Genomic DNA, 25,891 nt, shown 5'->3' with positions numbered 1-25,891 from the left:
GGCAATGATCTAAGAAATACGATCTCTATCTGGAGAGTCTGTTATGAATGGTCTAGGAGCATCGGCAGTCATCGGAAACCTAATAATGACACGTAACATTGCCTTTGGAAAGAACGGTACAGCGGGCCATAAATACGGTACGCCCATTGGCCTCAATGCACATAAATAGTAGAAAAGTACGGCGACTGATAAGAAAAAGCCGGGTGCTCCGAGTAATGCGGTAGACAACAGAATACACACTCTGAAAATTTTTGTCGTAAGGCTTAATTCGTAAGAGGGTATTGAGAATGTGAAAATGGCACTTACCGCCACATACAAAACAACTTCAGGGGTGAAAAGACCAACGTCTATCGCTACTTGTCCAATAACAATCGCTGCAACAAGCCCCATCGCGGTCGACATCGGTGTCGGCGTATGAATAGCTGCCATACGAAGTATCTCGATTCCGCCATCTGCGATAAGAAGTTGAACAAGTAATGGGATTTCCCCGATGTCTTTCGGTCCGATATAACTGAGGAAATCGGGTAAGTAGTGTTGTTTCGTTGCGATTAGGTACCAAAATGGTAAAAGAACAAGACTCATGACAGCCGCAAATAAACGCATAATCCTGACAAACGTTCCAATTAGCGGTGCCTGACGGTATTCTTCCGCATGTTGGAGATGATGAAATAATGGGGCCGGTACAAGTATAACCGAGGGGGATGTATCCACGATGATTGCGATATGCCCTTCCAATAAATGTGCCGCACATATATCAGGACGCTCCGTGAAACGAACGAACGGCATTGGATGAAAGCGCTGTTTAAACAAAAATTCTTCAAGCGACTTATCCGTCATTGTCAGTCCGTCGTGGTGAATTTCATCAAGCCTTTCACGGATATAAGCAAGATGTTCTTCACTTGCCGCCCCTTGCATATAAGTGATTGAGACATCTGTTTTTCCATTCATCGTCACTTTATGCATTTCAAATCGTAAATCCTCAGTACGAAGCCGCCTTCGGATAAGCGCGGTATTTTGGATAAGATTCTCCGTAAATCCATCTCTCGATCCTCTGACGACTTTTTCATTGTCAGGTTCTGCAGGTTGCCTGCCAGGATAAGATCGAATGTCAATCGTAAACACATAGCCCTCAGGCGTGATAAAGGCAGCTTGTCCGCTTAATATCGAGGTAAGTAATTCGTTTCGATCTCCCACAGTTGAAACAGCGTGATACGGGAAAAAGGAGAGGAATCGTTCCCCTCCATCCTCCTGGTCTCCATCCTCCCTTCCTTTAGCCCCTTGCATTTCTGTCAATAAAGTCGTGATTGTATCACCGTCTATGAGTCCATTAATATAAAGCAACAGAACAGGCATATCCCAAAGATGCAATGATCTGGCAGTAGCATCGAACGTTTTATCTTTACCGAAACAGGTATAGAACCACTCTTCCCCTTCATTCACCGATTGGAATAGCTTTTCCATTAGTTCAATCCGTCCTCACATTTAGTATAATTTCTTCCGAATCAACGCCCATCCATAATTTCAATTGGGCTAATATTTTCTTTTCAAGCCGTGATACCTGAACTTGCGATATGCCAATTCTTTCTGCAATATCACTTTGCGTGCAATCCAGGTAGTAGCGCATATAAATAATCGTTTGATCTCGTTTATTTAATTTAGAAATGACATCACGTAGCGGGATATGGTCGAACACTCTTTCAGATCTGTCATCTCGCAACTGATCCATCAGCGTTAAGCTATCCCCTTCACTTTCATATAACTGTTCATGAAGTGACGCTGGGTCGCGTAAAGCATCAGAGGCGAGAACGACATCGTCAACGGACACTTCAAGAACTGCTGCAACCTCCGAAATTGATGGCGATTTACCATGCAATTTAATATAATCATCCGTTGCATGACGGATTTTGAAACTAAGTTCACGAATGGACCTACTCACTTTCACCATTCCATCGTCCCTTAGAAAACGCTGAATTTCTCCGACAATCATAGGTACCGCATACGTAGAGAATTTCACTTCATACGATAAATCAAATTTATCAATCGATTTCATAAGTCCGATACAACCAATTTGAAATAAATCCTCTGGGTCGGCGCCACGGGAAGCAAACCGCTGGACAATGGACCAGACAAGCCGCGTATTTCCCTCCACCATCATCCTTCTCGCTTCTTTATCACCTTCTTGTGAAACTTTAATGAGTTCCCTCATCTTTTCTTGGGTCAACAATGCCGGTTTTATTTCAACGGATGCGTCCATGGGTCACCTCATTCTGCTTGCTTCCGGGACCGGAGAAAACGTTTTCTCGAACTTGACGATTGTTCCATTTCCTAATACAGATTCGACTGACAAACTGTCGGCAAAGCTCTCCATTATCGTAAATCCCATACCCGACCGCTCCATGAAGGGGCGAGTGGTAAACATCGGTTCCATCGCCTGTTCTACGTCAAAAATACCCATACCTTCATCGCGGACTGTCATCGTAACTTTGTTTTCTTCAATCACAGCGTGAACAGTGACGAGGCTTTTCCCATCACATTCATAGCCATGAATGATTGCATTCGTTACAGCTTCCGATACAATGGTCTTAAATTCTGAAATTTCTTCGATAGTCGGGTCCAGCGGCGTTATAAAACAAGTCATTGCCATCCTTGCCAGCGCTTCGTTTTCCTCAATTGCGACGAATGATAACGTCATTTCATTGTTCATGTAATACCCCTCCGATTTCCCCGATCGCTAGATCGACCGTGCAATGCCTTATATTTGGTCCAAGACCGGAAAATGTAAATATCTTCTCCATTGTCGTGGACGGATTCAAAATGAGCGTTTCCCCTTCCACAGGTGCTAAATCGCGCATCCTTCCAAGAATGAGCCCGATTCCTGCGCTATCCATGAATCCAAGTCTCGACAAATCCCAAATAATCGCCCGAACTTGTCCGCTATAAATAGATGAAGAAATGTGGGACCGGATTCGATTTGCCTCATGATTGTCCAATTCCCCTTGCAGTGTAGCAATTAAAATCCCATTATCAATAATTTCGATGTCAGCCATGCTGAACCCCCTCCTTCCTGCGAAATATTCCACATTTGGAGGGCGAAACCCTTTCTCCTGACAGAACTAGTCACAGTCAGCGTAAAGTTCTTATGTTTCGACATTGCCCACTACTAATGAAAGTATGTACGTCTTCCAAACGATTTACACATCCGCTAAAAAAGAAATGTTTTTGGAGTGTTATGGTTGATTGAGGTTCGGTTATCATTGGTCAGGGACGGGATATGCTAGGTCGGACTGCGGTCAGGTTCAATTCCTTAATTTCAAAAAGCTACCCTATCAACCAAATTTGGTTGATAGGGTAGCTTTGAGTTTCAACTACTCTTAGCCCGTAATCATGTCGCCTATAAGGCGAGGGCTTGCCACTGCTTCTTTTCCAATGGTTATATGTTTTTGGATCAGTGACATGGATTGTTCTACATTTTCCGTATTCGAATGGATAATAGCAAGTGGCTCTCCCTCTTGCACGGCATCCCCGATTTTTTTAGTGAGCACAATACCTACTGCAAGGTCGATTACATCATCTTTTGTCGCTCTACCCGCACCAAGAAGCATCGCGGCAACACCAATATCATCCGCCTCCATCTTCGTTACATAACCCGAAGATAGCGCAGGTACTTCTATCTGATAGTTGGCTGTCGGTAATAGGGATGTATCATGAATGATTGCCCCATTTCCACCTTGCGCTTCAATCAATTTACCAAACAATTCAAGTGCTGAACCGTCAGCAATAACTGCTTTCAGCATGTCCCTAGCTTTCTCATCAGAAGGAGCTTTTCCTCCCGCAACAATCATCTTACTACCAAGAACTAGACAAAGTTCCGTCAAGTCTTCAGGACCATTCCCTTTTAGCGTTTCAACCGCTTCAATCACTTCAAGTGAGTTACCAATTGCGAACCCCAGCGGCTGGCTCATATCAGAAATGATCGCCATCGTATTTCTACCGACTTGTTTACCAATCGCCACCATCGAATGAGCCAGTGCTCTCGCGTCCGCCTCTGTTTTCATGAATGCACCATCACCCGTTTTCACATCAAGCACAATCGCATCTGCACCCGCAGCAATCTTCTTACTCATGATTGAGCTGGCAATTAGTGGGATACTGTCAACAGTAGCCGTCACGTCGCGCAATGAATAGAGTTTTTTATCAGCAGGCGTCAAGTTGCCACTTTGACCGATGACCGCTAATTTCAAATCATTCACTTGCTTGACGAACTGCTCTTCTGTCAATTCGATATGGAACCCTTCTATGGCCTCCAGCTTGTCGAGTGTCCCGCCTGTATGACCTAGACCCCTACCACTCATTTTCGCGACAGGAACGCCGCAGGCCGCGACGAGTGGCACCAGGATTAATGTCGTTGTATCGCCAACACCGCCTGTAGAATGTTTATCGACTTTAATCCCTTCGATTGCAGATAAGTCGATCTGATCGCCAGATTCAACCATCGCCATCGTCAAGTATCCCTGTTCTTCAGCAGTCATTCCTTTAAAATAGATCGCCATAAGAAACGCACTTGCTTGATAATCTGGGATGGAAGCATCTGTATAGCCGTTCACAAATAAGGTGATTTCTTCTTTTGTAAGAACTTCGCCATTTCGTTTTTTCTCAATTACATCTACCATTCTGATCATCTTCATCACACCTTTTCATCTAATAAACGCAAGAAACTCTTACCGAACTCGGGCATTTTCACATCAAAATTTTCCGCAATCGTAGCACCAATATCTGAAAATGTCTCGTTCAGTGGCATTTCCCCCCCTTTTTTAAATGAAGGCGAATAAACCAAGAGTGGGACATATTCACGGGTATGATCAGTACCTGGATAAGTTGGATCATTGCCGTGATCCGCTGTAATGATCAGTAGATCGTCATCAAGCAACGATTCTAAGATTTCTGGTAGCCTTACATCAAATTCTTGTAGTGCATTGCCGTAACCAAGCGGATCTCTCCGATGCCCAAATAACGCATCAAAATCAACGAGATTCGTGAAACTGAGACCCTTGAAGTCTTTTTTCATAACATCCAGTAATTTGTCGACGCCATCCATATTGCTCACGGTACGAACGGATTCTGTAATGCCTTCACCGTTAAAAATATCGGCGATTTTGCCAATCGCCATTACATCATAATCCGCGGATACCAATTCATTCATAACTGTACGATTAAATGGTTTGAGTGCGTAATCATGTCGGTTCGTTGTTCTTGTAAAGTTACCCGGTTCTCCAACAAATGGACGTGCAATGACGCGACCAACTAAAAACTCTGGTTCCAATGTCAACTCACGTGCGATTTCACAAATCCGGTATTGTTCTTCAATTGGGATGATCCCTTCATGTGCAGCGATTTGCAGCACAGGATCCGCAGACGTATAGACAATAATTGCTCCAGTCTTCATATGTTCCTCGCCATATTCATCAATGACTGCAGTGCCACTAGCCGGTTTATTGCCAATCACTTTACGTCCTATTCGTCGTTCAAGTTCTGCAATCAATTCCTGTGGGAAACCGTTTGGATATACTTTAAATGGCTTGTCAATATTAAGACCCATGATCTCCCAATGCCCCGTCATCGTATCTTTCCCGACAGATGCTTCCTGCATTTTACCGTAAAAAGCGAGTGGTTCATCTACAACGGCGATACCGCTAATTTCACTAATGTTGGAAAGACCAAGTTTGCCCATGTTCGGCATATGTAGGCCTCCCATTGCTTCTCCGATATGCCCTAGCGTATTTGCACCTGCATCGCCAAAACTAGGAGCATCCGGTGATTCCCCGATGCCCACAGAATCGAGCACGATCAGATGGACACGTTTAAATTGTTTTTTCTCCATAAGTTATTCCTCCTAAAAAATAAGCTTTCCTGTAGAATTCTATGCCCTTGGATGGAATTTCACATAGACTTCTTTCAACCTTGAACGACTGACATGTGTATAAATTTGTGTTGTGGAAATATCCGCATGACCAAGCATTTCCTGAACCGCCCGCAGATCCGCTCCATTTTCGATGAGATGCGTAGCGAACGTATGACGCAATATATGTGGCGTCAACTCTTTCTGTATACCCGCTTTTAGGGCGTGTCCATTCAACAACTTCCAACAACCTTGCCTTGTTAGCCTAGTTCCCCTCATATTGACAAATAAGGCCTCGGCACCTTTTTGTTTTTCGATGAAAATGGGCCGTGCTTCTTCGATATAACGCTTACAGGCCGTAATTGATTTCCCACCAAGCGGAATAATCCGTTCTTTCCCGCCTTTACCAAATACACGGACGAATCCCATCGAAAGATGAATATCATCCATATTAAGTCCAATCAGTTCACTTACACGCATACCCGTCCCGTACAAAATTTCAAGCAACGCAGTATCTCTTACACCCTGTGACTTTGAACAATCTGGAGCCTCGATTAGTCTATCTACTTCGTCCATAGATAAAACACGTGGTAATTTCTGTTCAAGTTTTGGAAGCTCTAAATGGACTGTCGGATCCTGAGACGTGACCTTTTCCCGAAGAAGGAATTGATGAAATGAACGGATTGATGAAATATGTCTAGAGACGGTCCTAGCCGATTTCCCGCCTTCTTTCAATTGATGTAAATGCCCCACTACAGCGGGACGATCGACATCATCCATTGATTTATATCCTGCTTGTTCCATAAAGTCTAGGTATTCATTTAGGTCGCGCTTATAAGATATAATTGTATTTCCTGACAACTGCCGCTCCACTTTTAGGAAGTGTATATAATCTTCAAGCGCAAAACGGATGTCTTTCATAACCAGCGGGAAACAGAAAAACAGTTTCCAACTGCCTTTAATTTGAACAAATCCCTTCCCCCCTTCGGTTAGTACAGGTTTAAGTCCAACGACAAAAGGGACAGCATTATGCCATCCCTTTTCTCACTTTTCACTTTCATCCACATCGGATTTACATCTTTTGCAAATACCATGAAAAGTTAACCAATGGTCTTTAATAGCGAATTCAAAGCGACTTTCAACAATCTTTTCGACATCTCCGAGAAGATCATCCTGAATTTCATCCACTGTTCCACATTCGATACAAATAAGATGATGATGGAAATGGGCAGCACCTTCCTGCCGCAGATCATATCTCGATACACCGTCACCAAAATTGATTTTATCGACTACTTTAAGATCGGTTAGCAATTCCAACGTACGATACACGGTAGCAAGCCCGATTTCCGGTGCTTTCTCTTTGACTAGCAAAAATACATCTTCAGCACTCAGATGGTCTTCCTCATGCTCAAGGAGGACCAAAACCGTCGCTTCGCGCTGAGGTGTCAGCTTGTAGCTGGCCCCATGCAATTGTTTTTTTATCCGATCGATTCGGCTCTCCATACGACGCCCCCCTCAAACTGTCTCCATTATAACAAATGGGCTTTCCTTATGACAACAGAAAGGGAGCAGACAGTTAATTAAAGAAGAACCTATTCTACCTAAAAATGAATTGAAAGACGATAATTTCGATAGCAAGTATTGCAATTGACATGCCAATTATCGTCGGTAATGCACGTTTATTGGGGCCTTTCCCCATCGTTGAACGCATAAAGTAAGGTGGACTTAAAATCGCACAATACACTAGAAATAGAAAACAAATAAGGAACTGAAACGGAAACCACCAAATTGAATAGGCCATTATTTTCGTGCCCGAAGCTAGTAAATAGGAAGATGACAAGCCGAAAAGAACACATTTCACTGCACCGAAAAATAATACGGTGAATCGTGTTTTTCTAAACGCCGCCAGTACGAATGCAACGACGAAAAATAGGGCCGCCATGCCTACAGGTTTAATATAACCTGCCTCGTGCCCTAGAACGACCCGAGCATCATAAAAAGCAACCACCCTTTCTACCGCAGTCGCAGGCATCTCACGAAATAGTAGCGCTCCCCCGATAAAGCCAATTGCAAGAATGACAAATAAGTGGATGAACGATAAAGAACGGACCATAGCTACACCTCCGCATAGTTAATCCCGCATTAACGGGCATTAGGTAACTCAGACATTGCCACAAGACGTGGCGTAATTAGTCTGAGTTCCGCCTCAATCGATAGGGAATGTAGCTCCTCTCCACCGGTTGAAGGCTCACCTTATTCAACATATGCTTGTCCGTTCAAAATTAGGTCACTTTGTTAAAAGGTTTTTGGCATAAAGAACAGCGAACGCAGTTTTTGCATCGTAAATTTTTCCTAACTCAACCATTTCTTGCGCTTCTTCAAGAGTCACTTCTAGTAGTCCTATGAATTCATCTTCATCTCCCGCAGCAGGGTTTTCGATTTTATAAAGATCCTGCGCTAAATACATATGAATGACTTCATCTGCAAAACCAGGAGACGTTGCAAAGGACTGGATGTAAGTAAATTTTTTCGCCCCGTACCCCGTTTCTTCTTCAAGTTCGCGGACCGCCGTCAATGCCGGTTCTTCTCCCGGATCAATTTTCCCCGCTGGAATTTCAATAAGTGTACGTTCCAGCGCTTTTCTATATTGTTCAACGAGCACAATTTTTCCATCAGCAGTAATCGGAATGATGGAAACTGCCCCCGGATGTTTGATCAATTCACGTGTCGCTTTCTTACCATCTGGAAGTTCCACTTCCTCAACACGCAGTGTGATAATTTTCCCTTTATAAAGTGTTTCACCTGAAATTGTCTTTTCTTCATATTTATTCATCGTTTCCGACTCCTTTTTATGGATAATAGTGTGACGTCATTGTACCATGAAGAAAAGCGCAAGCGCCTTGGTAGACCCGAAAAGCGCTGGCCGACTAAATTCGCCACGTCCTGTGGCGACGTCGGCACTAGTACGTCCTGTACGTCGAAGGGTCTTAAGATAAAGACGATCTTTGCCTTTAACTTAAGGACTGAAGCGACAGAGGAAGGCAGCCTAAGTTCGCGACGTCCTGTCGCAATAGCTGTATGATCCACTTCGTGTGGGCCTAGGGGCTAGGCGCTGAAGTCTAGACATGAAGAAAACAGGGGGTGCTTTCATGAAGAAAAGAGAGTTGGGTAAAAGTGGTCTATACATTTCCGAAATTGGCCTTGGTTGCATGTCGCTGCCAGGTGACTTAGTTGAATCGAAAAACATCGTCGACGCCGCCATTTACGCAGGCATCAATTATTTTGATACAGCCGATTTGTATAATGGCGGTAACAATGAAGAACTTCTAGGATCAGCGCTAAAAGGAAGACGGAATGAAATTATTGTTGCGACGAAAGCCGGTAATAAGATGAATCCCGAGGGTGAAGGATGGACATGGGATTCTTCTAAAAAGCATATTATGGAAGCCGTCAAACAGAGCCTATTGCGCCTTGACACTGATTATATCGATGTCTATCAGCTTCATGGTGGGACAATGGAAGACCACGCGGAGGAAACAATTGATGCATTTGAAAGCTTAAAAAAAGACGGGCTTATTCGTCAATACGGCATTTCTTCAATTCGTCCAAATGTCATTAAGCGATTCTTGGATACTAGTTCAGCAGTCTCAGTCATGATGCAATATAATCTGCTTGACCGCAGACCAGAAGAATGGTTTCCAATGATCCAGAAAGCCAGTGCCTCTGTTATTACGCGTGGGACCATTGCCAAAGGATTTTTGACATCTGAAGGCTTGACAAGAGCCGCAAAAGCAAATGGATTTGTCGAGTATGATGCCGGTGAATTGACACGTACCGTTCAAGCGCTAAGTGAACAAACAGTTGACCTGCACGCGGCGGCAATTGCTTTCACTCTTCATGACAATACAGTGGCATCCGCCCTCGTTGGTGCGCGCACAACAGATCAGTTGCTTGATTCTGTGATTGCTTATGAGAAAAAAACGACAGGCGAAGAAATCACTCTGTTAGGGAATATCACAAAAATACACAATTACAAAGAACATCGCGTTTGACTCTCGTCTAAGTAGGAACAAACAATGAACTGTATACGTTACTTCCCGTCAGGTTCAAGGCATTTCTTGCTGTAGACAGCGACCGTTCACCTGGTTATGACCGGCATAGAGCTCGTTATCACCGCCATGGGACCTGTTATGCTCTCCATGGCTTTGTTTATGACCGGCACGGAATCCCCGCACAAAAAAGGAGCTACAAACCACTATGGTTTATGCTCCTTTTTCCAGTTCAATTAACGTTCTCTTATATTATTGCTTCAACTTGGACTAGATTTCTCTCCAGATACTGGCTCCAAAAGCACACGAAACGTAAAAAAACACACCCAATGGATGTGCTTTTCATACTTTATTAATTAAATAAACATCCCCGCAATAGCTGCACTCAATAACGACGCTAGCATCCCAGCTGCCACCGCACGAATACCCAGTCGTGCAATGTCAGGACGTCGACTTGGCGCTAGAGAACCTAAGCCCCCAAGAAGGATCGCCAATGAACTTAAATTAGCAAAGCCGCAAAGCGCAAAGCTGACGACGATAACCGTTTTAGGACTAAGTGAAGCAATTTCCGGTGCGAATGCCGCATATGCAACAAACTCATTCAACACAAGCTTTTGACCGATGAATCCCCCTGCTATAACCGCCTCAGACCAAGGCACACCAATGGCAAATGCAAGCGGTGCAAATACAACGCCTAGAATCCCCTCAACCGTTAACGACTCGAAACCAACGAACTTACCGAGTCCACCTAACATGCCATTCATCATCGCAATAAGCGCGATGAACGCCAGTAGCATTGCACCGACATTGAGGGCAAGTTTTAATCCATCCGCTGCCCCACGCGCTGCCGCATCAATAACGTTTACTGATTCCTGATCCTTACCCATCTCAAAATCGGCAACTTCCGACTTTTCGGTTTCGGGTATCAATATTTTCGCCATCACTAACCCGGCTGGTGCAGCCATGAAGCTTGCTGCAATCAAATACTCAAGTGGAACACCCAAGAGTGCATAACCCGCGAGAACAGAACCTGCAACAGATGCAAGTCCTCCTGTCATGACTGCAAAAAGCTCAGACTTCGTCATGTTTGCCAGAAATGGACGGATGACCAGTGGAGCTTCCGTCTGTCCGACAAATATATTCGCTGCCGCAGAAACCGATTCAGCTTTACTCGTGCCAAGCAGTTTCGATAAAGCGCCTCCAATCATTTTGATAACCATCTGCATAATTCCAAGATAATATAGCACGGAAATCAAGGCAGAAAAGAAAATGATGATCGTCAACACTTGGAACGCAAAAACAAAACCGAATCCTTTAACATCCGCTGCCGGACCAAAAAGAAACGCAACCCCTTCTCCCGCATAGTCAATAACATTTTGCACGAGTCCGGAAAACCATATTAACCCAGTTCTCCCCGCTTCCCATTTCAAGACGACGAATGCAAATGTCACTTGAATAGTTAATCCAACTGCGATAGTCCGGTAATTAATCGATTTCTTTCCATTAGATAAAAGAAATGCAATTCCTAACACCACAACTATCCCTAAAAGCCCCCACAATAAATTCAACTAGTACACCTCTTCATATGGAAATTTCCCATTTATAGTTTTGTTACTAATACGCCAATTCGCACTATGTAAACACCTTTTTTGTCGTCTGACGTCGGACAACTAAATGAGTTTAGCAAACGAAATGACATAAGTAAATAAATTGTGCAGAAATCAGGGAAAACTATGTTTTCAAAACGATTCAGTGGTTAGTATTCCACATTTATCCGCATTTACCCGTCATTTTTTGAATTTGCTCACATTTTCAGTCACGGACAAAAGACTATCCCTTAAAGTCAATACAGCTGACCAAATGGATAGTCCGATTACAATTGTCTTCTAATATTTACGAAGAAAAAAACAGCTGAAATTGATAAGTGGATTAAACGAGGACAAGGAATAGATCCTAGAATGATTTCAAGAAAATTACTCATCCTATAAAAAAGGAGATGTCATCGATTATGAGGAAAATAATTATTGCGCTCGGAGTTTTTACTACAGTTAATTCAGCACCAACACATATCCCAACTGTTGAGCATTCACAACCAGAAATTCCAGCCTATGCCAAGTGGGGAAAGCTTGCTATAAAAGAGACACAATCAAAATATCCCAATGCGAATATTGTTGACTACTTGCATGAAGGAAGCGAATCGATAAAGGATTCAACTATCGAAAAGTTTAAGCTATGGTTAAAAGATGGTGACAACGAATTCGGCGTTTTTGTAAGAATTGAGTATACTACCGCAACTGAAAAAGTAGTTACTATTAAACTTGAAGAAACTTCTAGATAAATTATCTTAGTTGAGACTATTCTATTTGAAATTGATAATGCATTTACAGCAAACCAAAAACCACTAATACATCAAGACCTGAAAATACAAAAAGCATTCGAGAAAGCCCTTGATGATTCAGGAATTTTCGCACTAGCCTAAATTACTAAGACAATATAAAACACCTTCGTAAATGATCCACTTATGAAAGTGAATTTATCGAAGGTGTTTTTTTCTTGGGCTAGCCTTATTTAACTATTTTCAACATCAAAATAACTGGTCCTCACCATCATTCAATTATTGCTCCCATAGGCTCTAAAACAAATTTCTCGATAGCATGGAGTACCCCTTCTTCATTGTTCGTCAGTGAGATATAATCCGCAATGTCTTTCAATTCCTGGACCCCGTTACCCATCGCGATGCCTAGACCAGCCGTCTTTATCAGTTCAATATCATTGTGATTATCACCTATACCGATAATTTCTGTACGATCGATACCAAGCTTACCCGCCAGGTGCAATAAAGCACATCCTTTATTAGCTTCCGGATGTGACACTTCAAGGTAGTTTACTAGAGACTTGGCGATATGTGCGTCCTCTCCAAACAATGCCCTCAATTCATCCTGTAAGGTTGCAAGGTAGGCAGGCTCTTCGATAAAGAGTGCTTTCGTAAATCCTTGTTCCACAAGTTTGCCGAGATCCGGTTCTATCTTATATGGGACCTTTGATTTTTCGGAGTACTCAATAATCTTGTCGTTTTCTGATGCGGTATAAAGAATATCATTCTGATAAACTTGTAAATGTATTTTTTTATCACGAGCAATCTCAACTAACTTTTGTGCAATGTCAGGCGGAATAAGTCGCTCATACATCACTTCATTGTCATCAATGTTTTTAATGATTGCACCCTGATATGTAATCACCGGTACTTTTATGCCAAGTTGCTGTGCAAATAATTTTGCGGATGGAAACATGCGCCCCGTCGCAATCGTGACAACCGATCCTAATTCTACTGCTTTTTGAATCGCCTTGATTGTTCTTGGTGTAATCTGCAATTCATCCGTAAGTAATGTCCCATCAAGGTCAATCGCAATTAGTTTATACACGAAATCTTCCCCCTTTACTTAATACTATCTAGTTATCCTCGCATGTTGTGGCCTGCACTGTCTAGTGAAGATGTTTTTTATGGTTGATTTAATGAAACCGTATATTGAGATAAGAACAAACCTTAACATATACCCATGTTACTACAGCAATCCCCTCCAGTATTAGTGGGCTACTGACAAAAATAGCAAGTTCATTAAAAGTAGATGCGTCGCTTTTGTTATGAGTAAGGCTGCAACGATTTCTCGACAGCTTCCTTCTAAAATGTTATATCTAACCACCGAAGAAGAAAAAAACAATAATAAAAGGCAGGGAAATAATCCATGCCTTCACTTCTTATTAATTAATAATCAAATTGACGATAATAACGACGAGTATCTAGATCATGACCACTATATTTTTCAAAGTAGCGGGAAAGTCGATCAACTAATAGTGTTGAAGAAATAGTCGGAGCTAAAATCCATCGGAATTCATCATCGATCCCTTCTAAGGCATAATCCTTTGTATCAATGACAACTAATTTATTTGTATACTTTTCACAAAATCTTTCCACACGATCGTCAATTGCTCGACGTTTGCCTTCGCCTTTTACTAGAAATACAGGAACGTCTTCTTCAACTAATTCTAGTGTTCCATGGAAAAACTCAGCTGAGGTAACAGCCTTTGTGCGCATCCATTGGCATTCTTCCAAAACGCACATAGAATAAAGGTAGACTTCACCCCACATCTCTCCATCCCCAATCCAAATCGTATACTCTTCATTGTAATACTTTTCGGCAATTTCAGCCGCTATTGGTTCAAATTTCTGCTTTGCTTTCAAAAGATTTTCAGGAAGCTTTTCTAATTGGTCTGCAAACTTTTGATACCCCGCAAATTCATTTCGATTAGAGAGTAACTTAAACACAAGAAGAAACAACTGCATGTACTGGAATTCAATTCCATTCAAAGCTTTGTTTGGTATAGTCCAATTACTTAACTTTTCTAATGGTGTCTCCGGCTTTCCTAATAATGACACAACTCGATAGCCATTATTCCGGCACCACTCTGCAGCCTCAACCGTCTCTTTTGTATCGCCAGATTTCGATGCCATAATAACAATCGAGTCTTTTGTTAATTGTCTATGACCTGTTAAAACAATTTCGCCAGCTTGCTCCGCATATACGGGTACATCTGTTAGTTGTTTTAGCATTTCTTGGATTGGCCACATGATTGCTATAGATCCGCCTGCAGATATGAAAAATATATTTTTAAAGCCTTCATTTGAAATCTCATCAGCAATTCTTTCAATCTCATTCCGTGTCTCATACGTAATACGCCCATTTTCTAAGTACACTTCTTTATTAAATTTCAACATTATTTCATCCTCCTTTTATTAACACCAGAAAAAATCGGTATTCACTTAAGTTCGTCTTATGGTATATACCACTCAGCAAGATTCTCAAAGGTTATATAATATAATCAACCCTTTACCCCACCCTCGGAAAGGCCACGAACAAAACTTCTTTGAAAAACTATAAAAACAACAATCATCGGAACTGCAGAAATAGCTAATCCTGCTAATTGAACACCAAAGTTTGTATTGAGCTGGCTCCTTAAATTCATTAGACCAACTGGAATTGTCCTTAATGCAGAGTCTTCAATAAAAACTAAGGCAAATGCAAACTCATTCCAAACATTCATAGTTGCTAACAGTGCGGCAGCAATAATAATAGGCTTACCCATAGGCAGTATGATATGCAAATATACTTTCCATGTATTACAGCCATCAATTATCGCTGATTCCTCCAATTCTTTGGGTATGGCAAGGAAATAAGATCTCATCAAAAAAATAGCAAAAGGTAATTGGAATGCGACGTAAGGAAGAATTAATGCCCAATACGTATTGTATATTCCCATGATCTGAAGCATTTTGTATAGGGATATCAAACTTACTTGTGGCGCCAACATTAGCCCACTTAGGATAATGACTAAAAAGACATTTACTCCTTTAAATTTAAAGCGGCTCAATCCGTAAGCAGCCATTGACCCAAGTAATACAATAATCGTGATTGATACAGCCGTTACGAATAAGCTGTTAAAAAAGAACTTGCCTACCCCTGCATTCCATGCATCTACATAATTTCCCCAGATCGGTTCTTTTGGAAATGACCATGTATTTAAAAAGAACTCGCTATTAGATTTTAATCCATTCATTGCTAACCAGATCAATGGGTAGATAATGGCAATTGAATAGGCAATAAACCAGATCAGTACAAAAATACGGAAAATATTTTCTGTAATTCTCATAAGCTATTTCAATCCTCCTTACCCGATTTTGCTAATCTCATCTGGAGCAATGACAATCCTAATGTGATTAAAAATATTGCAGTAGCAATTGCTGAAGCATATCCCATCTCATCGTTACGAAAAGCTGCTCTATAAAGCATCGTACCAAGCACCTCAGTGGAACGACCCGGGCCACCAAAAGTCATAATATAGACTTCATCAAATACTTTAAAAGCTCCAATAACTGTAATCATAGAACCAACTAAAATCATCTCTCTAATTTGAGGAATCGTTATATGGAAAAATGTTTGTATCCGATTTGCTCCATCTATTGTGGCGGCTTCATAAAATTCTCCTGGAACTTTATGCATGGCAATCAAAAAAAGCATGACAATATATCCTGTATATTGCCACTGAGACATAGCAACTATCGCATATATCGCAGTTTTACTATCTCCTAGCCATGCATGGGCCAACTCGCTCTGTCCTAGGGCCCTTAGCGCCTCGTTAATCAAACCAATATCGGGATTATATAGCAACTGCCATAATAACCCGACTACTGCAATTGAAATAACGGACGGGATGAAGAAGATTGTACGGAACACGGGTTGCCATCTTCTAATCACCTTATCCTCTAAAACTGCCGCTATCACTAGTCCACCACCCACTTGGACTAGTATTGAAATAATAGCGAATAATGAATTGTTTTTTAAGGCGATATAGAATACAGGATCCTTAAAGAGCTTTATATAATACTTTAGGCCAACGAAAACTCCATCCATATTAAATGCGCTCCAACTGTAAAAACTATAATACAAGTTAAAAATAATCGGGATGAATACAAACGTTAAGATAAGAAGGAACGCCGGCAAAATATAGAAAAGTGCCGATTTCGTATTTTGAAAAGACTTCATCCTTCTCCCCCCCAGAGAATAGTTAAGTAGCCAATAATTATGATTTCGCTTCAGATTGTACTTCCTTTGCAACAGCTTGAACTTCTTTCATTATCTCTTCCGGTGATTTTGTTCCATCTAATAGTAATTGAATATTTGACAAGTATACATCAGCTATTTTTGCATGCACGTCCGTATCTAACCATTCCGCCATTCCCTCTGCATCCTTTAGTGTTTCAACACCATTTGCTACTTCTTCTAAAGCAGTATCTTTGTTAGTCGCCCCAATAATAGGGCTCGGCCAGCCAAGTTGTTCTGATAATTTTTCCGCACTTTCTTTACTTGTTAAAAACTTTAGAAATTTGATTGCTTCTTCTGGATGCTTTGTTTTAGATGAAACAATAAATCCATCAGGTGCACCAGTTATATAATTTTGGTTGCCCTTTCCTTCCTTAATATCAGGCATTTTAAAGAATCCCCAATTTCCAGGTATGTTTTCCTCTATCATTGGAAACTCCTCTAGCTCGAAATACATCATAGCCCCAGTGCCCACAAGAAACTGTTGGCTAGCCATGTCATGGGAACTCGAGTTAACATTTTTATTGAAGTATTGGTTATCTGCTAGTTCTTTGAGATACTCTAGCGCCTTAATATAGCCAGAATCTGTAAATTCGCCCGACTTTGGATTATAATCTTTCCTTAGTACTTCATCCTCTACAATCTTTTGGTTTAATCCCGTTAAATAATGGATTGAAGCCCATGGACTAGCATTCCCAAGCATAATTGGGACTTCTCCGCCAGTCTTTAACGTTTCCAATACTACCAAGAACTCATCCCATGTTGTTGGTTCTGCTAGGTTATATCTATCGAAAACTTCCTTGCTATAGACAAAAAATTTCCCATTAAAACGAAGTGGAATACCGTAATTCTTTCCATCGGATTCAAATGGTTGTAAAGATGCTTGGATGAAGCTATCTTTCCACTCGGGATCCTCCTCTAAGTATTTCGTTAAATCTAGGGCAGCGCCAGAACGTACAAACATACGTGCAAACTCTCCTGACCATGAAAATGCGATATCCGGAACATCTCCACCACCCATAATAACTCGGAGTTTATCTTTCATCGGTTCATCCGCAACTGCCTCCATTTTCACCTTGATAGTTGGATTCTGATCTTCAAACTCCTTAACAATCTCATCAAAATAAGGAGAAAATTCCGGTTGTGGCCATTTATGCAGAAACTTAATTTCTATAGAATCAGACTCAGTTGCTTTGCTACCAGATGTATTTGAACATCCAGCGACAACTAAAAGTAATGATAAACATGCTAAAAGAAGTATTCTTGTCGATTTCATGTGTTCAGCCCCTTTATAGTTTTATAACAACAACCCAATAACATGATATAAATATCCTAATCCTCACCCCCCTTGCAAGTGTTAGATAAACCAATAGACTTGTAATGATACTAGTCTAAAAATAATGGGATTAGAAAGGCACTCCATATCCAAATGCACCTTCAACGAGGCACGTCTTTGCAGCAAACTTAGCTGCCTCATCTAAACTTCTCTTAATAATGGGTCCCTTCTCTGCAACTGGTACTATTTCTATTTCTATTTCCTTAAGATAATGAATAATAAATGCAGTGAAAAATGAATCACCAGCTCCTAGCGTATCTACGGGTTCTACAAAGTGTGGTTTCTGGTTGTAAAAGGACTCACCATCATAGACTATAGATCCCAGTTCCCCCATAGTTCCTATCGCAAAACTACTTCCATAAGAGTGGACTCTTTTCAATAAATTTCGAACTTCATTTTCACTTAATCCACCGCAGGATAATAGGCTAAAATCAATGTTCGGACAGATTTCTTTTAAATATTGTTCTTTAAATTCATCAGAGAAATCGAAAGAGACAAGTATTCCTGTGTCCTTTAGTTTTTTTAGTTCTTTCTCGATTCCACTATAGATACTGCTGTGAGCGATTTGAAATTCTTTTATATATTCAAGATCCATAGAACCAAGGTGAATTGGGAAATCCTTCTGTACTCCCCCCTGATTTCCCCCAACAAACACTCTGTCCCCATTTACTAAATTGACGAGAGCATATCCATTTTCACCTTCGTGCTGCCTACAATGGGATATATCAATGTCCAGGTCCATCAGCGTCTCTCTAATATGTTCAGATGCCTCATCATTACCAAATACACCTAGGTAAGCGGAGTCTATTCCTAGCTGTTTCGAATAGACCCCAAAGTTCAATGCATTTCCACCTGGATACATCTCATTTTTATCCATATACTTATCGACGACATTATCTCCTATGCCAATGACCTTCATCCACTTTAGCCCCTTGCTATCTGTTTATTTGGTATATACCACTATATATACACGAATTGAAAGCGCTTTAATATCAGCCGAAGCTACAGGTTTAATTCAGAATAAAATTGGACCACATCGCTTCGAATAAGTGATGTTGAAAATTCAATTTCCTTCATATCAATGTCAAAAGCAACTGCTTCCCTAAGAATACACGGGCTATTAGCTCCTATTTTTAAGAGCTTAATTTCAGATTCATCTGGAAATCTGACCTTCATATATTCTTTTGCTTTGACGAGCACAATTCCATATTGATCTTCTAAAACTTGATACAATGACGTGTTATCACTAATAAAACCCACGATTCCTTTACAATATTTAGACGGGATGAATGACTCTTCAATAGATATTGGCATATTATCGACTAGCCTTACCCTTCTTAATATAGTAACTTCATCATTGGGTTCAATCTTTAATTTATCTGCTAAATAAAGTTTGGCTTTTTCCTGACGAATAGAAAGTTTCTTTGTGGTTGGCTTAAATCCTTTTGCCAACATATCTTTAGAGAAACTATTGAATGTAATAAAATCCATACTTATTCGGTTATTTGTAATAAATGTTCCAGCGCCAGCCCTCCGTTCCACAACACCTTCTCTTTCCAAAACTGATAATGCATGTCTAGCCGTCATACGACTAATACTAAATTGCTCTGCTAACTCTCTTTCTGAAGGGAGCTTATCTCCATGTTTAAATCTTCCACTTTCTATATCATCTTTTATTCTATCCCCAAGTTGTTTATAGAATGGAGATTTTTCTTTATTTCGTATAAACTCATGCATAATTAATTCTCCCCTTGGTATATACCACCTTATGAGTACCTAGATTAGTTATCTAATGGTTTAATGTCTATTACTATTATTCCACTTTATAATATTCTGATTAATATGTCAAATGTATTTTCTATAGAAAATACATAAAAACTCCCCAGCTCTGTGAACTAGGGAGTTTTCATTATTTAACTTCTCATTCAGACAACTGAGCCGGTTTCTTCTTTTTCGAAGGCAACATATTAAATAAGATATTCAACACAATCGCAGTGACACTTCCCGCGACGATACCGTTACTCGTTAAAATTTTAAGACTTGAAGGGAATTTCGAGAAAAGTTCAGGTACAACAGTCACACCAAGTCCAATACCGATTGCGCAAGCAATGATCATAGAATTCTCTTGAGAATCGCTAATGATTTTGCTTAACATTTTAATTCCTTGTGAAACGACCATTCCAAACATTGCGAGCATCGCGCCGCCTAAAACTGCATTCGGAATTATTGTTGTAAAGGCTGCGATTTTAGGAACAAAACCGAGCGTAATTAGCATAATACCCGCAATTAATATAATTTTTCTCGACCTGACACCTGACATTTGAATTAATCCGACATTTTGTGAGAATGTCGTATACGGAAATGCATTGAAAATACCGCCTAGTAAGACGGCAATCCCTTCCGCACGATAACCTTTTTCAAGATCTTTTTTCTTTATATCGCGTTCACAAATATCTCCTAATGCAAAGTAAACACCGGTCGATTCAACAAGAGACACCATTGCCACTAAGATCATTGTAACGATAGCCGGCCATTCGAAAGTCGGCATACCGAAGTAGAAAGGCTCTACCATATGGAAATAAGCTGCATCCCGAACTGCCGAGAAGTCAACTTTCCCCATAAATGTGGCTGCAACAGTCCCGACAACCAAGCCGAGTAAAATGGAAATAGCTCGCATAAAACCTTTGGAAAATTTAAAGACTAGGAGAATAAAAAGCAATGTTCCGAAAGACAATGCTATATTCGACAATGAGCCGAAATCACTAGCACCTTGTCCTCCACCCATATTGTTAATAGCTACGGGAATCAAAGTAATCCCAATAATTGTAACGACAGAACCTGTTACAACTGGAGGGAAAAATCGTACAAGCGTACCGAAAAATCGGCTAATAACAATGACGAAAAGTCCCGATACAATGATTGCCCCGTAAATAGCGGAAATTCCAGACTCGGTGCCAATCGCAATCATCGGTCCGACCGCTGTAAACGAACAGCCTAATACGACTGGCAGTCCGATTCCGAAGAAACGGTTATTCATAATTTGTAAAATCGTTGCAATCCCACACATTAAAATGTCGATGGAAACGAGATAAGTCAATTGTGTAGACGTTAAGCCCAAAGCATCCCCGACAATTAATGGTACGAGGACTGCCCCCGCATACATCGCCAAAACATGTTGCAGCCCTAAAGCAGTTGACTTAAGTGGATTGCTCACTTGGAAGTTTCCTCCTCAATAAACGTCACTTTCCCGTTTTCGAGTGATGCTATATTCGCCAGCGATTCTACGCGGATGCCACGTTCACGAATGAGCGCCCCGCCAGGTTGGAAACCTTTCTCGATAACAATACCAACGCCTGCCAACTTCGCTCCAGCCTGCTCAATAATATCAAGCAATCCAAGTACGGCTTGTCCATTTGCAAGGAAGTCATCGATGAGCAGGACTGTATCTTGTGATGTGATGAAATCTTTTGAAACGGAAATATCATTTGTTTCGTTTTTTGTGAATGAATGTACACTTGCCGTATACAGATGGTCCACTAACGTTAGCGATTTGCGTTTACGTGCAAAAATTACCGGTACACTAAGTATCAAGCCCGCCATCATCGAAGGTGCAATACCCGACGATTCAATCGTTAGGACTTTTGTAATACCCGCGTCTTTAAATCGTGCTGCAAATTCTTCCCCTACCGCCTGCATAAGGGGTGGATCGATTTGGTGGTTCAAAAATGAATCTACCTTTAACACCTGATTCGATAACACTTTACCGTCCTGCACAATTTTCTCTTTTAACAATTTCAAAATACTATTCCTCCTTCTCGTTTTCACAATCAAGAGCCAAAAAAAATAAGCCCTATGACCGTGCATCCAATCAAACCATGAGTGGAGCAATGTCATTCGGGCTTATTTGCCGAATGGAAAAGAAAGAGACATACCCAAATAAATGAGTACGACTTTTTCAATCCGTTGCTTCCCATAGTCGATTTATTTACGGTAAATCGGTAGAAACTTGCGGGCCATATCCCCGCTATTATATGAGCGAATACTATTAGAATGTTTTTAGTATAGCATGGGAAATTAACATTTCAACGTCTCTCAAAGTTAAAAAATGATTCATTCAATTCAATGAACATACTACGCATGATGAATGTGTTATTGTAGATGAAACAAGTAGACGTTGGGGGTATTATCTTGACCAATCCACATTACATGAATACAACTAAAAAATTGAAATTCACACGCAATACGTGGTTTCTTCTCATCGGAATCATTTTCATAGCTTCCACACTTCGATCACCCTTAACATCTGTCGGACCATTAATCTCCTCAATTAGAGATAGTTTGGCCATTTCAAATGTGTTAGCGGGATTTCTAACGACCATTCCTTTGCTCGCGTTCGCACTCATTTCACCGTTCGCTCCGAAAATTGCACGTCGCTTCGGAATGGAACTGACATTATTCGTATCTCTTATTTTATTGACAGCGGGCATCATTATTCGTTCTCTGGGTACAACACCTAATTTGCTCATTGGAACATTACTGATAGGACTTGCTATTGCATTTGGAAATGTCTTATTACCAGGTTTAATAAAACTCAACTTTCCACTTCACATCGGTCTTATTACTGGAATTTATTCTGTCTCGATGAATTTATCCGCATCCATCGCAGTTGGCGTCAGTGTACCCCTTGCACATGAAACGCAGTTCGGATGGGAAGGTGCATTGGGCATCTGGGCGCTTCTAACATTTATCGCTCTACTCGTCTGGTTACCTCAACTTAAAAATAAGAGACTGCCCGACTCTGTGAAAATGCCGGCAGAAACGGCCAAATCCCCTACTGTATGGCGTTCACCATTGGCATGGAGTGTTACTTTCTTCATGGGGTTACAATCGTTGATATTTTACACGACTTCGGCATGGATGCCTGAGGTGCTAAAAACGCAAGGATTAAGCGCGGATAGTGCTGGATGGATGGTTTCCCTCTTGCAACTTTCGCAATTACCGATTACATTCATCGTTCCGATTCTAGCAGGGAAAGTAAAAGATCAGCGCTGGATTGTAGTAGGTGTCGCAGCTTTATATCTCATGGGTTATGGGGGTATCATGTTAGGTGGAACTGCACTCGTTCCTTTATGGATGATTATGATTGGAATTGCAGGCGGTGCAGCATTTGGCCTTTCGATGATGTTTTTCTCATTACGTACACGAACACCACATGAGGCTGCGGATTTATCAGGTATGGCACAGTCTTTCGGCTACGCGCTTGCCGCCATCGGACCTGTATTATTCGGTTTACTGCACGATTTCACATCTGGTTGGACAGTTCCAATGCTAATTATTATCGGTGGAATCTTAATCATATTGCTATCCGGCTTGAAAGCGGGTAAAAATAATTTTGTTACTTTGGAAGAGAATAAGTAATTGAAATTTGTTAATTAAACTATGAAAAAAGCTTCTCGGTATGACTCCCAGAAGCTTTTTTGAATGCATTATTCTTTATCAGCTATCATTAGTTCATTGATAGCTTGTTCATAGTTACTATGCCACTTTTTCCATTCAGCGTCTCTAAAATCGATTGGCTCGCCATCAAGCAAAGACTTTATGACATCTAGACACACATGCCAGCCTGCAAGATCTTTTATTCTTTGTTCAGTTGTCGTTGTAAATTTCTCCGTGAAAATCATTAGGCAACCACCTTGTTCAGGATGCAGTTCAAAACGAACAACATCTCCAAACCAATCGAATTCTAGTACAGTAAATAGCGTGTGTTCAAAAATTTCAAGTTGCTCAAACTTACCGTCCGGCATGTCGAACTTCATGAATCCACCTTTGCTCGGTTCTCCGACGCTTAACTCTAGAAACCACTTTTTCAGTTCTTCATTATCCGTCAGTATTGCCCAAACATGTTCTACGGGGTGCTCGATATGACGTTCATATCGGGCAATGTAACCATTCTCGACTTGTTTGATAGCAGCAATTATTTGAATCTACCTCTTTCATTCTTTAGTTTTTCGCAAGGTTCAACTTCCAAGAAACGCCGAATCCATCTTGCACCCAACCGAATTTAACGCTAACTAGCGTTGGCGAAAGCAACATAAGAACTTGTCCATCCAATGATAACTGTTCAAAAAGCCGGTCAATCTCTTCTGCTGTATCGCATGAGACAAACAGCGGGATAGCAGGCGTAACGTGAATGTAGCATGCATAATTGTACCGCCCGGATTGTGTAGCATTTTTTCGATTTTCGAATCGGCAAATACCGATGCGTAATTATTCATCGCTTCCTCAGCTATTCTTTCGAACATCAGAAATGTCGTGATTTGTTGGTTTGTATTCCCCATCATTTCCCTTTTACCTCATTAATGTGGAATCCATTTCCAAAACAATTGGACAATGATCACTACCAAGTATGTCTGGATGGATGTCGGCGTTTTTCAGCTTAGGTGCAAGCCGCTTTGATGCAATGAAATAATCGATTCGCCAACCGATATTGCGTTCCCTCACCTTGTTCATGTATGACCACCATGTGTAGGCATCTGTTTTATCAGGATGAACATAACGGAACGTGTCGATAAAGCCTTCCGCTAACAAAGCGGTCATCTTACCTCGTTCTTCATCTGTAAAGCCCGAGTTTCCGATATTCGATTTCACATTCCGAATATCAATTTCCTGATGCGCTACATTTAAATCGCCGCATAAAATAACAGGCTTCATTTTGTCCAGCTTTTTTAAGTATGCATTCATATCCTCTTCCCATTCCAAGCGAAATGGCAATCGTGCCAAATCACGCTGCGCGTTCGGCGTGTAGACGTTCACCAAATAAAATTGTGGGTACTCTAATGTAAGAATTCGACCTTCTCCTTCAGTTAACAAATCCCCTACGCCATACTTCACCGTTAACGGTTTTTCTTTCGTAAAGACAGCTGTTCCGGAGTACCCCTTTTTTAGTGCATAATTCCAATACTGATGATAACCATCTACTTGCAAATCGATTTGGCCTTCTTGCAATTTTATTTCCTGCACGCAGAAAATATCAGCATCCACCGATTTAAAGTATTCCAAGAATCCTTTGCCTACACACGCCCTTAATCCATTGACATTCCAAGAAATTAATTTCATTTATATAAACTCCTTTAGTCGATCCCGATAAACTTAGTTCCTATTCAAATTATACCACAAAAGAACATATGTTCAATTTTTCACAAAAAAAGAAAACTTCTAAAGCATAGACTTCATTTAACAGAATCCAGTTATAAGGTTTGCTAAGTGATAATCCGAAACTAATTTATTACTCGTAAAAAGACCCATCACTCAAGGAATGAATGATGGGCCTTTATGGAGGAATCCGAAAAGAGGGATAGTTTAATGAGCGTCGGGAAATACTCTCTTCACTGCATCAGAAAACTCTGTAAAGAATCCTTCTACTGGTTCATTAGCTCTGATTTTGGTTCCATATTCATTCATTTGTTTTACAAAATCGGGATTCATCGATACATAAACATTTTTAAAAGTAGCATTAGTTGACCTGACCTCATCCGCAATTTTGTTTTCAGTTGCTTCTGAACCATTCGCTCCTTCTTTCAACACGACTGCCACATACGCATTCGTGTCAGTTACGATGACATTTGCGCTTTCCACATCTTCCATTTTCACAAGTTTATCTGCTACATCATCCGCTACTGCCAGCTTATGATTTTCCTCTTTATCTAAGTTGGTATCTGTTGTTGATTCTTTGCCAACTTCGTCTTTTACAATCGTTTCCGTTTCCGTGCCCATTGCATTTTCCTTCACTTCTTCAGTTTTCTTCATTCCACATCCCATCAAAGAAAATATTATGAGCAAGGTGGCCAAAGCTCGCAACATTTTAGTCATTTAAAATCCTCCTTCAATTTGTCAGTAAGGATAGCATTGTCTGTTTCTCTGTTTTTATGTATACGTTTTAAATTTTAATGCCAAA

26 protein-coding genes, 1 pseudogene and 1 riboswitch are annotated in these 25,891 nt (G+C 40.9%); of the genes and pseudogenes, 3 read left to right on the top strand and 24 right to left on the bottom strand.

The annotated features are described in order from the left end of the window. Positions 1-9 precede the first annotated feature (9 nt). The 10 genes from H2672_RS09370 to H2672_RS09325 all read right to left on the bottom strand — a co-directional run bounded on the left by H2672_RS09370 (position 10) and on the right by H2672_RS09325 (position 8,729). On the bottom strand, positions 10-1,461 hold the full coding sequence (locus H2672_RS09370) for a spore germination protein (RefSeq protein WP_186671044.1): 1,452 nt from the start codon (positions 1,459-1,461) through the stop codon (positions 10-12). Between the two features lie 4 nt (positions 1,462-1,465). Then, positions 1,466-2,254: a SigF/SigG family RNA polymerase sporulation sigma factor gene (locus H2672_RS09365; RefSeq protein ID WP_186671043.1), complete on the bottom strand. Its 789-nt coding sequence runs from the start codon at positions 2,252-2,254 to the stop codon at positions 1,466-1,468. A gap of 3 nt (positions 2,255-2,257) precedes the next feature. Further along, a complete protein-coding gene (gene spoIIAB / locus H2672_RS09360) occupies positions 2,258-2,704 on the bottom strand; it encodes an anti-sigma F factor (RefSeq protein ID WP_186671042.1) in 447 nt (148 codons plus the stop codon). After that, complete coding sequence (locus tag H2672_RS09355) at positions 2,694-3,047, bottom strand: anti-sigma factor antagonist (RefSeq protein WP_186671041.1); 354 nt, start codon at positions 3,045-3,047, stop codon at positions 2,694-2,696. The genes spoIIAB and H2672_RS09355 overlap by 11 nt, the downstream gene beginning before the upstream one ends. Before the next feature lie 324 nt (positions 3,048-3,371). Then, a complete protein-coding gene (locus H2672_RS09350; protein ID WP_186671126.1) occupies positions 3,372-4,676 on the bottom strand; it encodes a pyrimidine-nucleoside phosphorylase in 1,305 nt (434 codons plus the stop codon). Positions 4,677-4,684: 8 nt separating this feature from the next. After that, the gene (deoB, locus tag H2672_RS09345; RefSeq protein ID WP_186671040.1) at positions 4,685-5,878 is read right to left on the bottom strand and encodes a phosphopentomutase; all 1,194 of its coding nucleotides are present in this window, start codon (positions 5,876-5,878) and stop codon (positions 4,685-4,687) included. 39 nt (positions 5,879-5,917) lie between these two features. Further along, positions 5,918-6,817, bottom strand: coding sequence for a site-specific tyrosine recombinase XerD (xerD, locus tag H2672_RS09340; RefSeq protein WP_186671039.1), 900 nt, complete (start codon positions 6,815-6,817; stop codon positions 5,918-5,920). Positions 6,818-6,940: 123 nt separating this feature from the next. Next, complete coding sequence (gene fur, locus H2672_RS09335; RefSeq protein ID WP_186671038.1) at positions 6,941-7,399, bottom strand: ferric iron uptake transcriptional regulator; 459 nt, start codon at positions 7,397-7,399, stop codon at positions 6,941-6,943. Between the two features lie 94 nt (positions 7,400-7,493). Beyond that, positions 7,494-8,009: a hypothetical protein gene (locus tag H2672_RS09330; protein ID WP_186671037.1), complete on the bottom strand. Its 516-nt coding sequence runs from the start codon at positions 8,007-8,009 to the stop codon at positions 7,494-7,496. Positions 8,010-8,183: 174 nt separating this feature from the next. Next, the gene (locus tag H2672_RS09325) at positions 8,184-8,729 is read right to left on the bottom strand and encodes an NUDIX domain-containing protein (RefSeq protein ID WP_186671036.1); all 546 of its coding nucleotides are present in this window, start codon (positions 8,727-8,729) and stop codon (positions 8,184-8,186) included. Positions 8,730-9,045: 316 nt separating this feature from the next. Here H2672_RS09325 and H2672_RS09320 point away from each other — a divergent pair, with 316 nt between their 5' ends. After that, the gene (locus tag H2672_RS09320; RefSeq protein WP_186671035.1) at positions 9,046-9,948 is read left to right on the top strand and encodes an aldo/keto reductase; all 903 of its coding nucleotides are present in this window, start codon (positions 9,046-9,048) and stop codon (positions 9,946-9,948) included. A 353-nt stretch (positions 9,949-10,301) separates the two neighbouring features. Here the strand turns inward: H2672_RS09320 and H2672_RS09315 are convergent, their stop codons facing one another. Further along, positions 10,302-11,513, bottom strand: a complete 1,212-nt coding sequence (locus H2672_RS09315; protein WP_186671034.1) for a NupC/NupG family nucleoside CNT transporter — start codon at positions 11,511-11,513, stop codon at positions 10,302-10,304. A 440-nt stretch (positions 11,514-11,953) separates the two neighbouring features. Here H2672_RS09315 and H2672_RS09310 point away from each other — a divergent pair, with 440 nt between their 5' ends. Then, positions 11,954-12,283, top strand: coding sequence for a DUF3889 domain-containing protein (locus H2672_RS09310; RefSeq protein WP_186671033.1), 330 nt, complete (start codon positions 11,954-11,956; stop codon positions 12,281-12,283). 268 nt (positions 12,284-12,551) lie between these two features. Here H2672_RS09310 and H2672_RS09305 read toward each other — a convergent pair whose 3' ends face one another. From H2672_RS09305 to H2672_RS09265, 9 genes are all read right to left on the bottom strand, one after another. Further along, on the bottom strand, positions 12,552-13,367 hold the full coding sequence (locus tag H2672_RS09305; protein ID WP_186671032.1) for a Cof-type HAD-IIB family hydrolase: 816 nt from the start codon (positions 13,365-13,367) through the stop codon (positions 12,552-12,554). A 341-nt stretch (positions 13,368-13,708) separates the two neighbouring features. Beyond that, positions 13,709-14,719: an SIS domain-containing protein gene (locus H2672_RS09300; RefSeq protein ID WP_186671031.1), complete on the bottom strand. Its 1,011-nt coding sequence runs from the start codon at positions 14,717-14,719 to the stop codon at positions 13,709-13,711. Positions 14,720-14,823: 104 nt separating this feature from the next. Continuing rightward, on the bottom strand, positions 14,824-15,651 hold the full coding sequence (locus H2672_RS09295; RefSeq protein WP_186671030.1) for a carbohydrate ABC transporter permease: 828 nt from the start codon (positions 15,649-15,651) through the stop codon (positions 14,824-14,826). An 8-nt stretch (positions 15,652-15,659) separates the two neighbouring features. Then, positions 15,660-16,544: a carbohydrate ABC transporter permease gene (locus H2672_RS09290; RefSeq protein WP_186671029.1), complete on the bottom strand. Its 885-nt coding sequence runs from the start codon at positions 16,542-16,544 to the stop codon at positions 15,660-15,662. A 37-nt stretch (positions 16,545-16,581) separates the two neighbouring features. Beyond that, positions 16,582-17,877: an ABC transporter substrate-binding protein gene (locus H2672_RS09285; RefSeq protein WP_186671028.1), complete on the bottom strand. Its 1,296-nt coding sequence runs from the start codon at positions 17,875-17,877 to the stop codon at positions 16,582-16,584. Positions 17,878-18,007: 130 nt separating this feature from the next. Next, entirely contained in the window at positions 18,008-18,856 is an 849-nt protein-coding gene (locus tag H2672_RS09280; protein WP_186671027.1) for a fructoselysine 6-kinase, read from the bottom strand. Positions 18,857-18,939: 83 nt separating this feature from the next. Further along, complete coding sequence (locus H2672_RS09275; protein ID WP_186671026.1) at positions 18,940-19,674, bottom strand: GntR family transcriptional regulator; 735 nt, start codon at positions 19,672-19,674, stop codon at positions 18,940-18,942. A 184-nt stretch (positions 19,675-19,858) separates the two neighbouring features. Next, positions 19,859-21,151 carry a nucleobase:cation symporter-2 family protein gene (locus H2672_RS09270; RefSeq protein ID WP_186671025.1) on the bottom strand — a complete coding sequence of 431 codons (1,293 nt, stop codon included), beginning with the start codon at positions 21,149-21,151 and terminating at the stop codon, positions 19,859-19,861. Continuing rightward, positions 21,148-21,735, bottom strand: coding sequence for a xanthine phosphoribosyltransferase (locus H2672_RS09265; protein ID WP_186671024.1), 588 nt, complete (start codon positions 21,733-21,735; stop codon positions 21,148-21,150). The genes H2672_RS09270 and H2672_RS09265 overlap by 4 nt, the downstream gene beginning before the upstream one ends. 155 nt (positions 21,736-21,890) lie before the next feature. After that, a riboswitch (purine riboswitch) is annotated at positions 21,891-21,992 on the bottom strand. A 151-nt stretch (positions 21,993-22,143) separates the two neighbouring features. Between H2672_RS09265 and H2672_RS09260 the strand changes: the two genes are divergently transcribed. Beyond that, positions 22,144-23,355: a CynX/NimT family MFS transporter gene (locus H2672_RS09260; RefSeq protein ID WP_186671125.1), complete on the top strand. Its 1,212-nt coding sequence runs from the start codon at positions 22,144-22,146 to the stop codon at positions 23,353-23,355. Between the two features lie 68 nt (positions 23,356-23,423). On the opposite strand, the gene H2672_RS09255 is transcribed toward H2672_RS09260, so the two are convergent. The 4 genes and pseudogenes from H2672_RS09255 to H2672_RS09240 all read right to left on the bottom strand — a co-directional run bounded on the left by H2672_RS09255 (position 23,424) and on the right by H2672_RS09240 (position 25,806). Next, complete coding sequence (locus H2672_RS09255; protein ID WP_370569629.1) at positions 23,424-23,858, bottom strand: SRPBCC domain-containing protein; 435 nt, start codon at positions 23,856-23,858, stop codon at positions 23,424-23,426. A gap of 79 nt (positions 23,859-23,937) precedes the next feature. Continuing rightward, positions 23,938-24,275, bottom strand: a pseudogene (locus H2672_RS09250) (VOC family protein). Positions 24,276-24,285: 10 nt separating this feature from the next. After that, entirely contained in the window at positions 24,286-25,053 is a 768-nt protein-coding gene (locus H2672_RS09245; RefSeq protein WP_186671023.1) for an exodeoxyribonuclease III, read from the bottom strand. 243 nt (positions 25,054-25,296) lie between these two features. Further along, complete coding sequence (locus H2672_RS09240) at positions 25,297-25,806, bottom strand: YhcN/YlaJ family sporulation lipoprotein (RefSeq protein ID WP_186671022.1); 510 nt, start codon at positions 25,804-25,806, stop codon at positions 25,297-25,299. Positions 25,807-25,891 lie beyond the last annotated feature (85 nt).

Origin of the sequence: Sporosarcina sp. BP05 (genome assembly GCF_014282005.1) — a bacterium.
Taxonomy (GTDB): Bacteria; Bacillota; Bacilli; order Bacillales_A; family Planococcaceae; genus Sporosarcina.
Note: the sequence above shows the minus strand (reverse complement) of the source record. Positions and strands in the feature narration are given on the sequence as shown.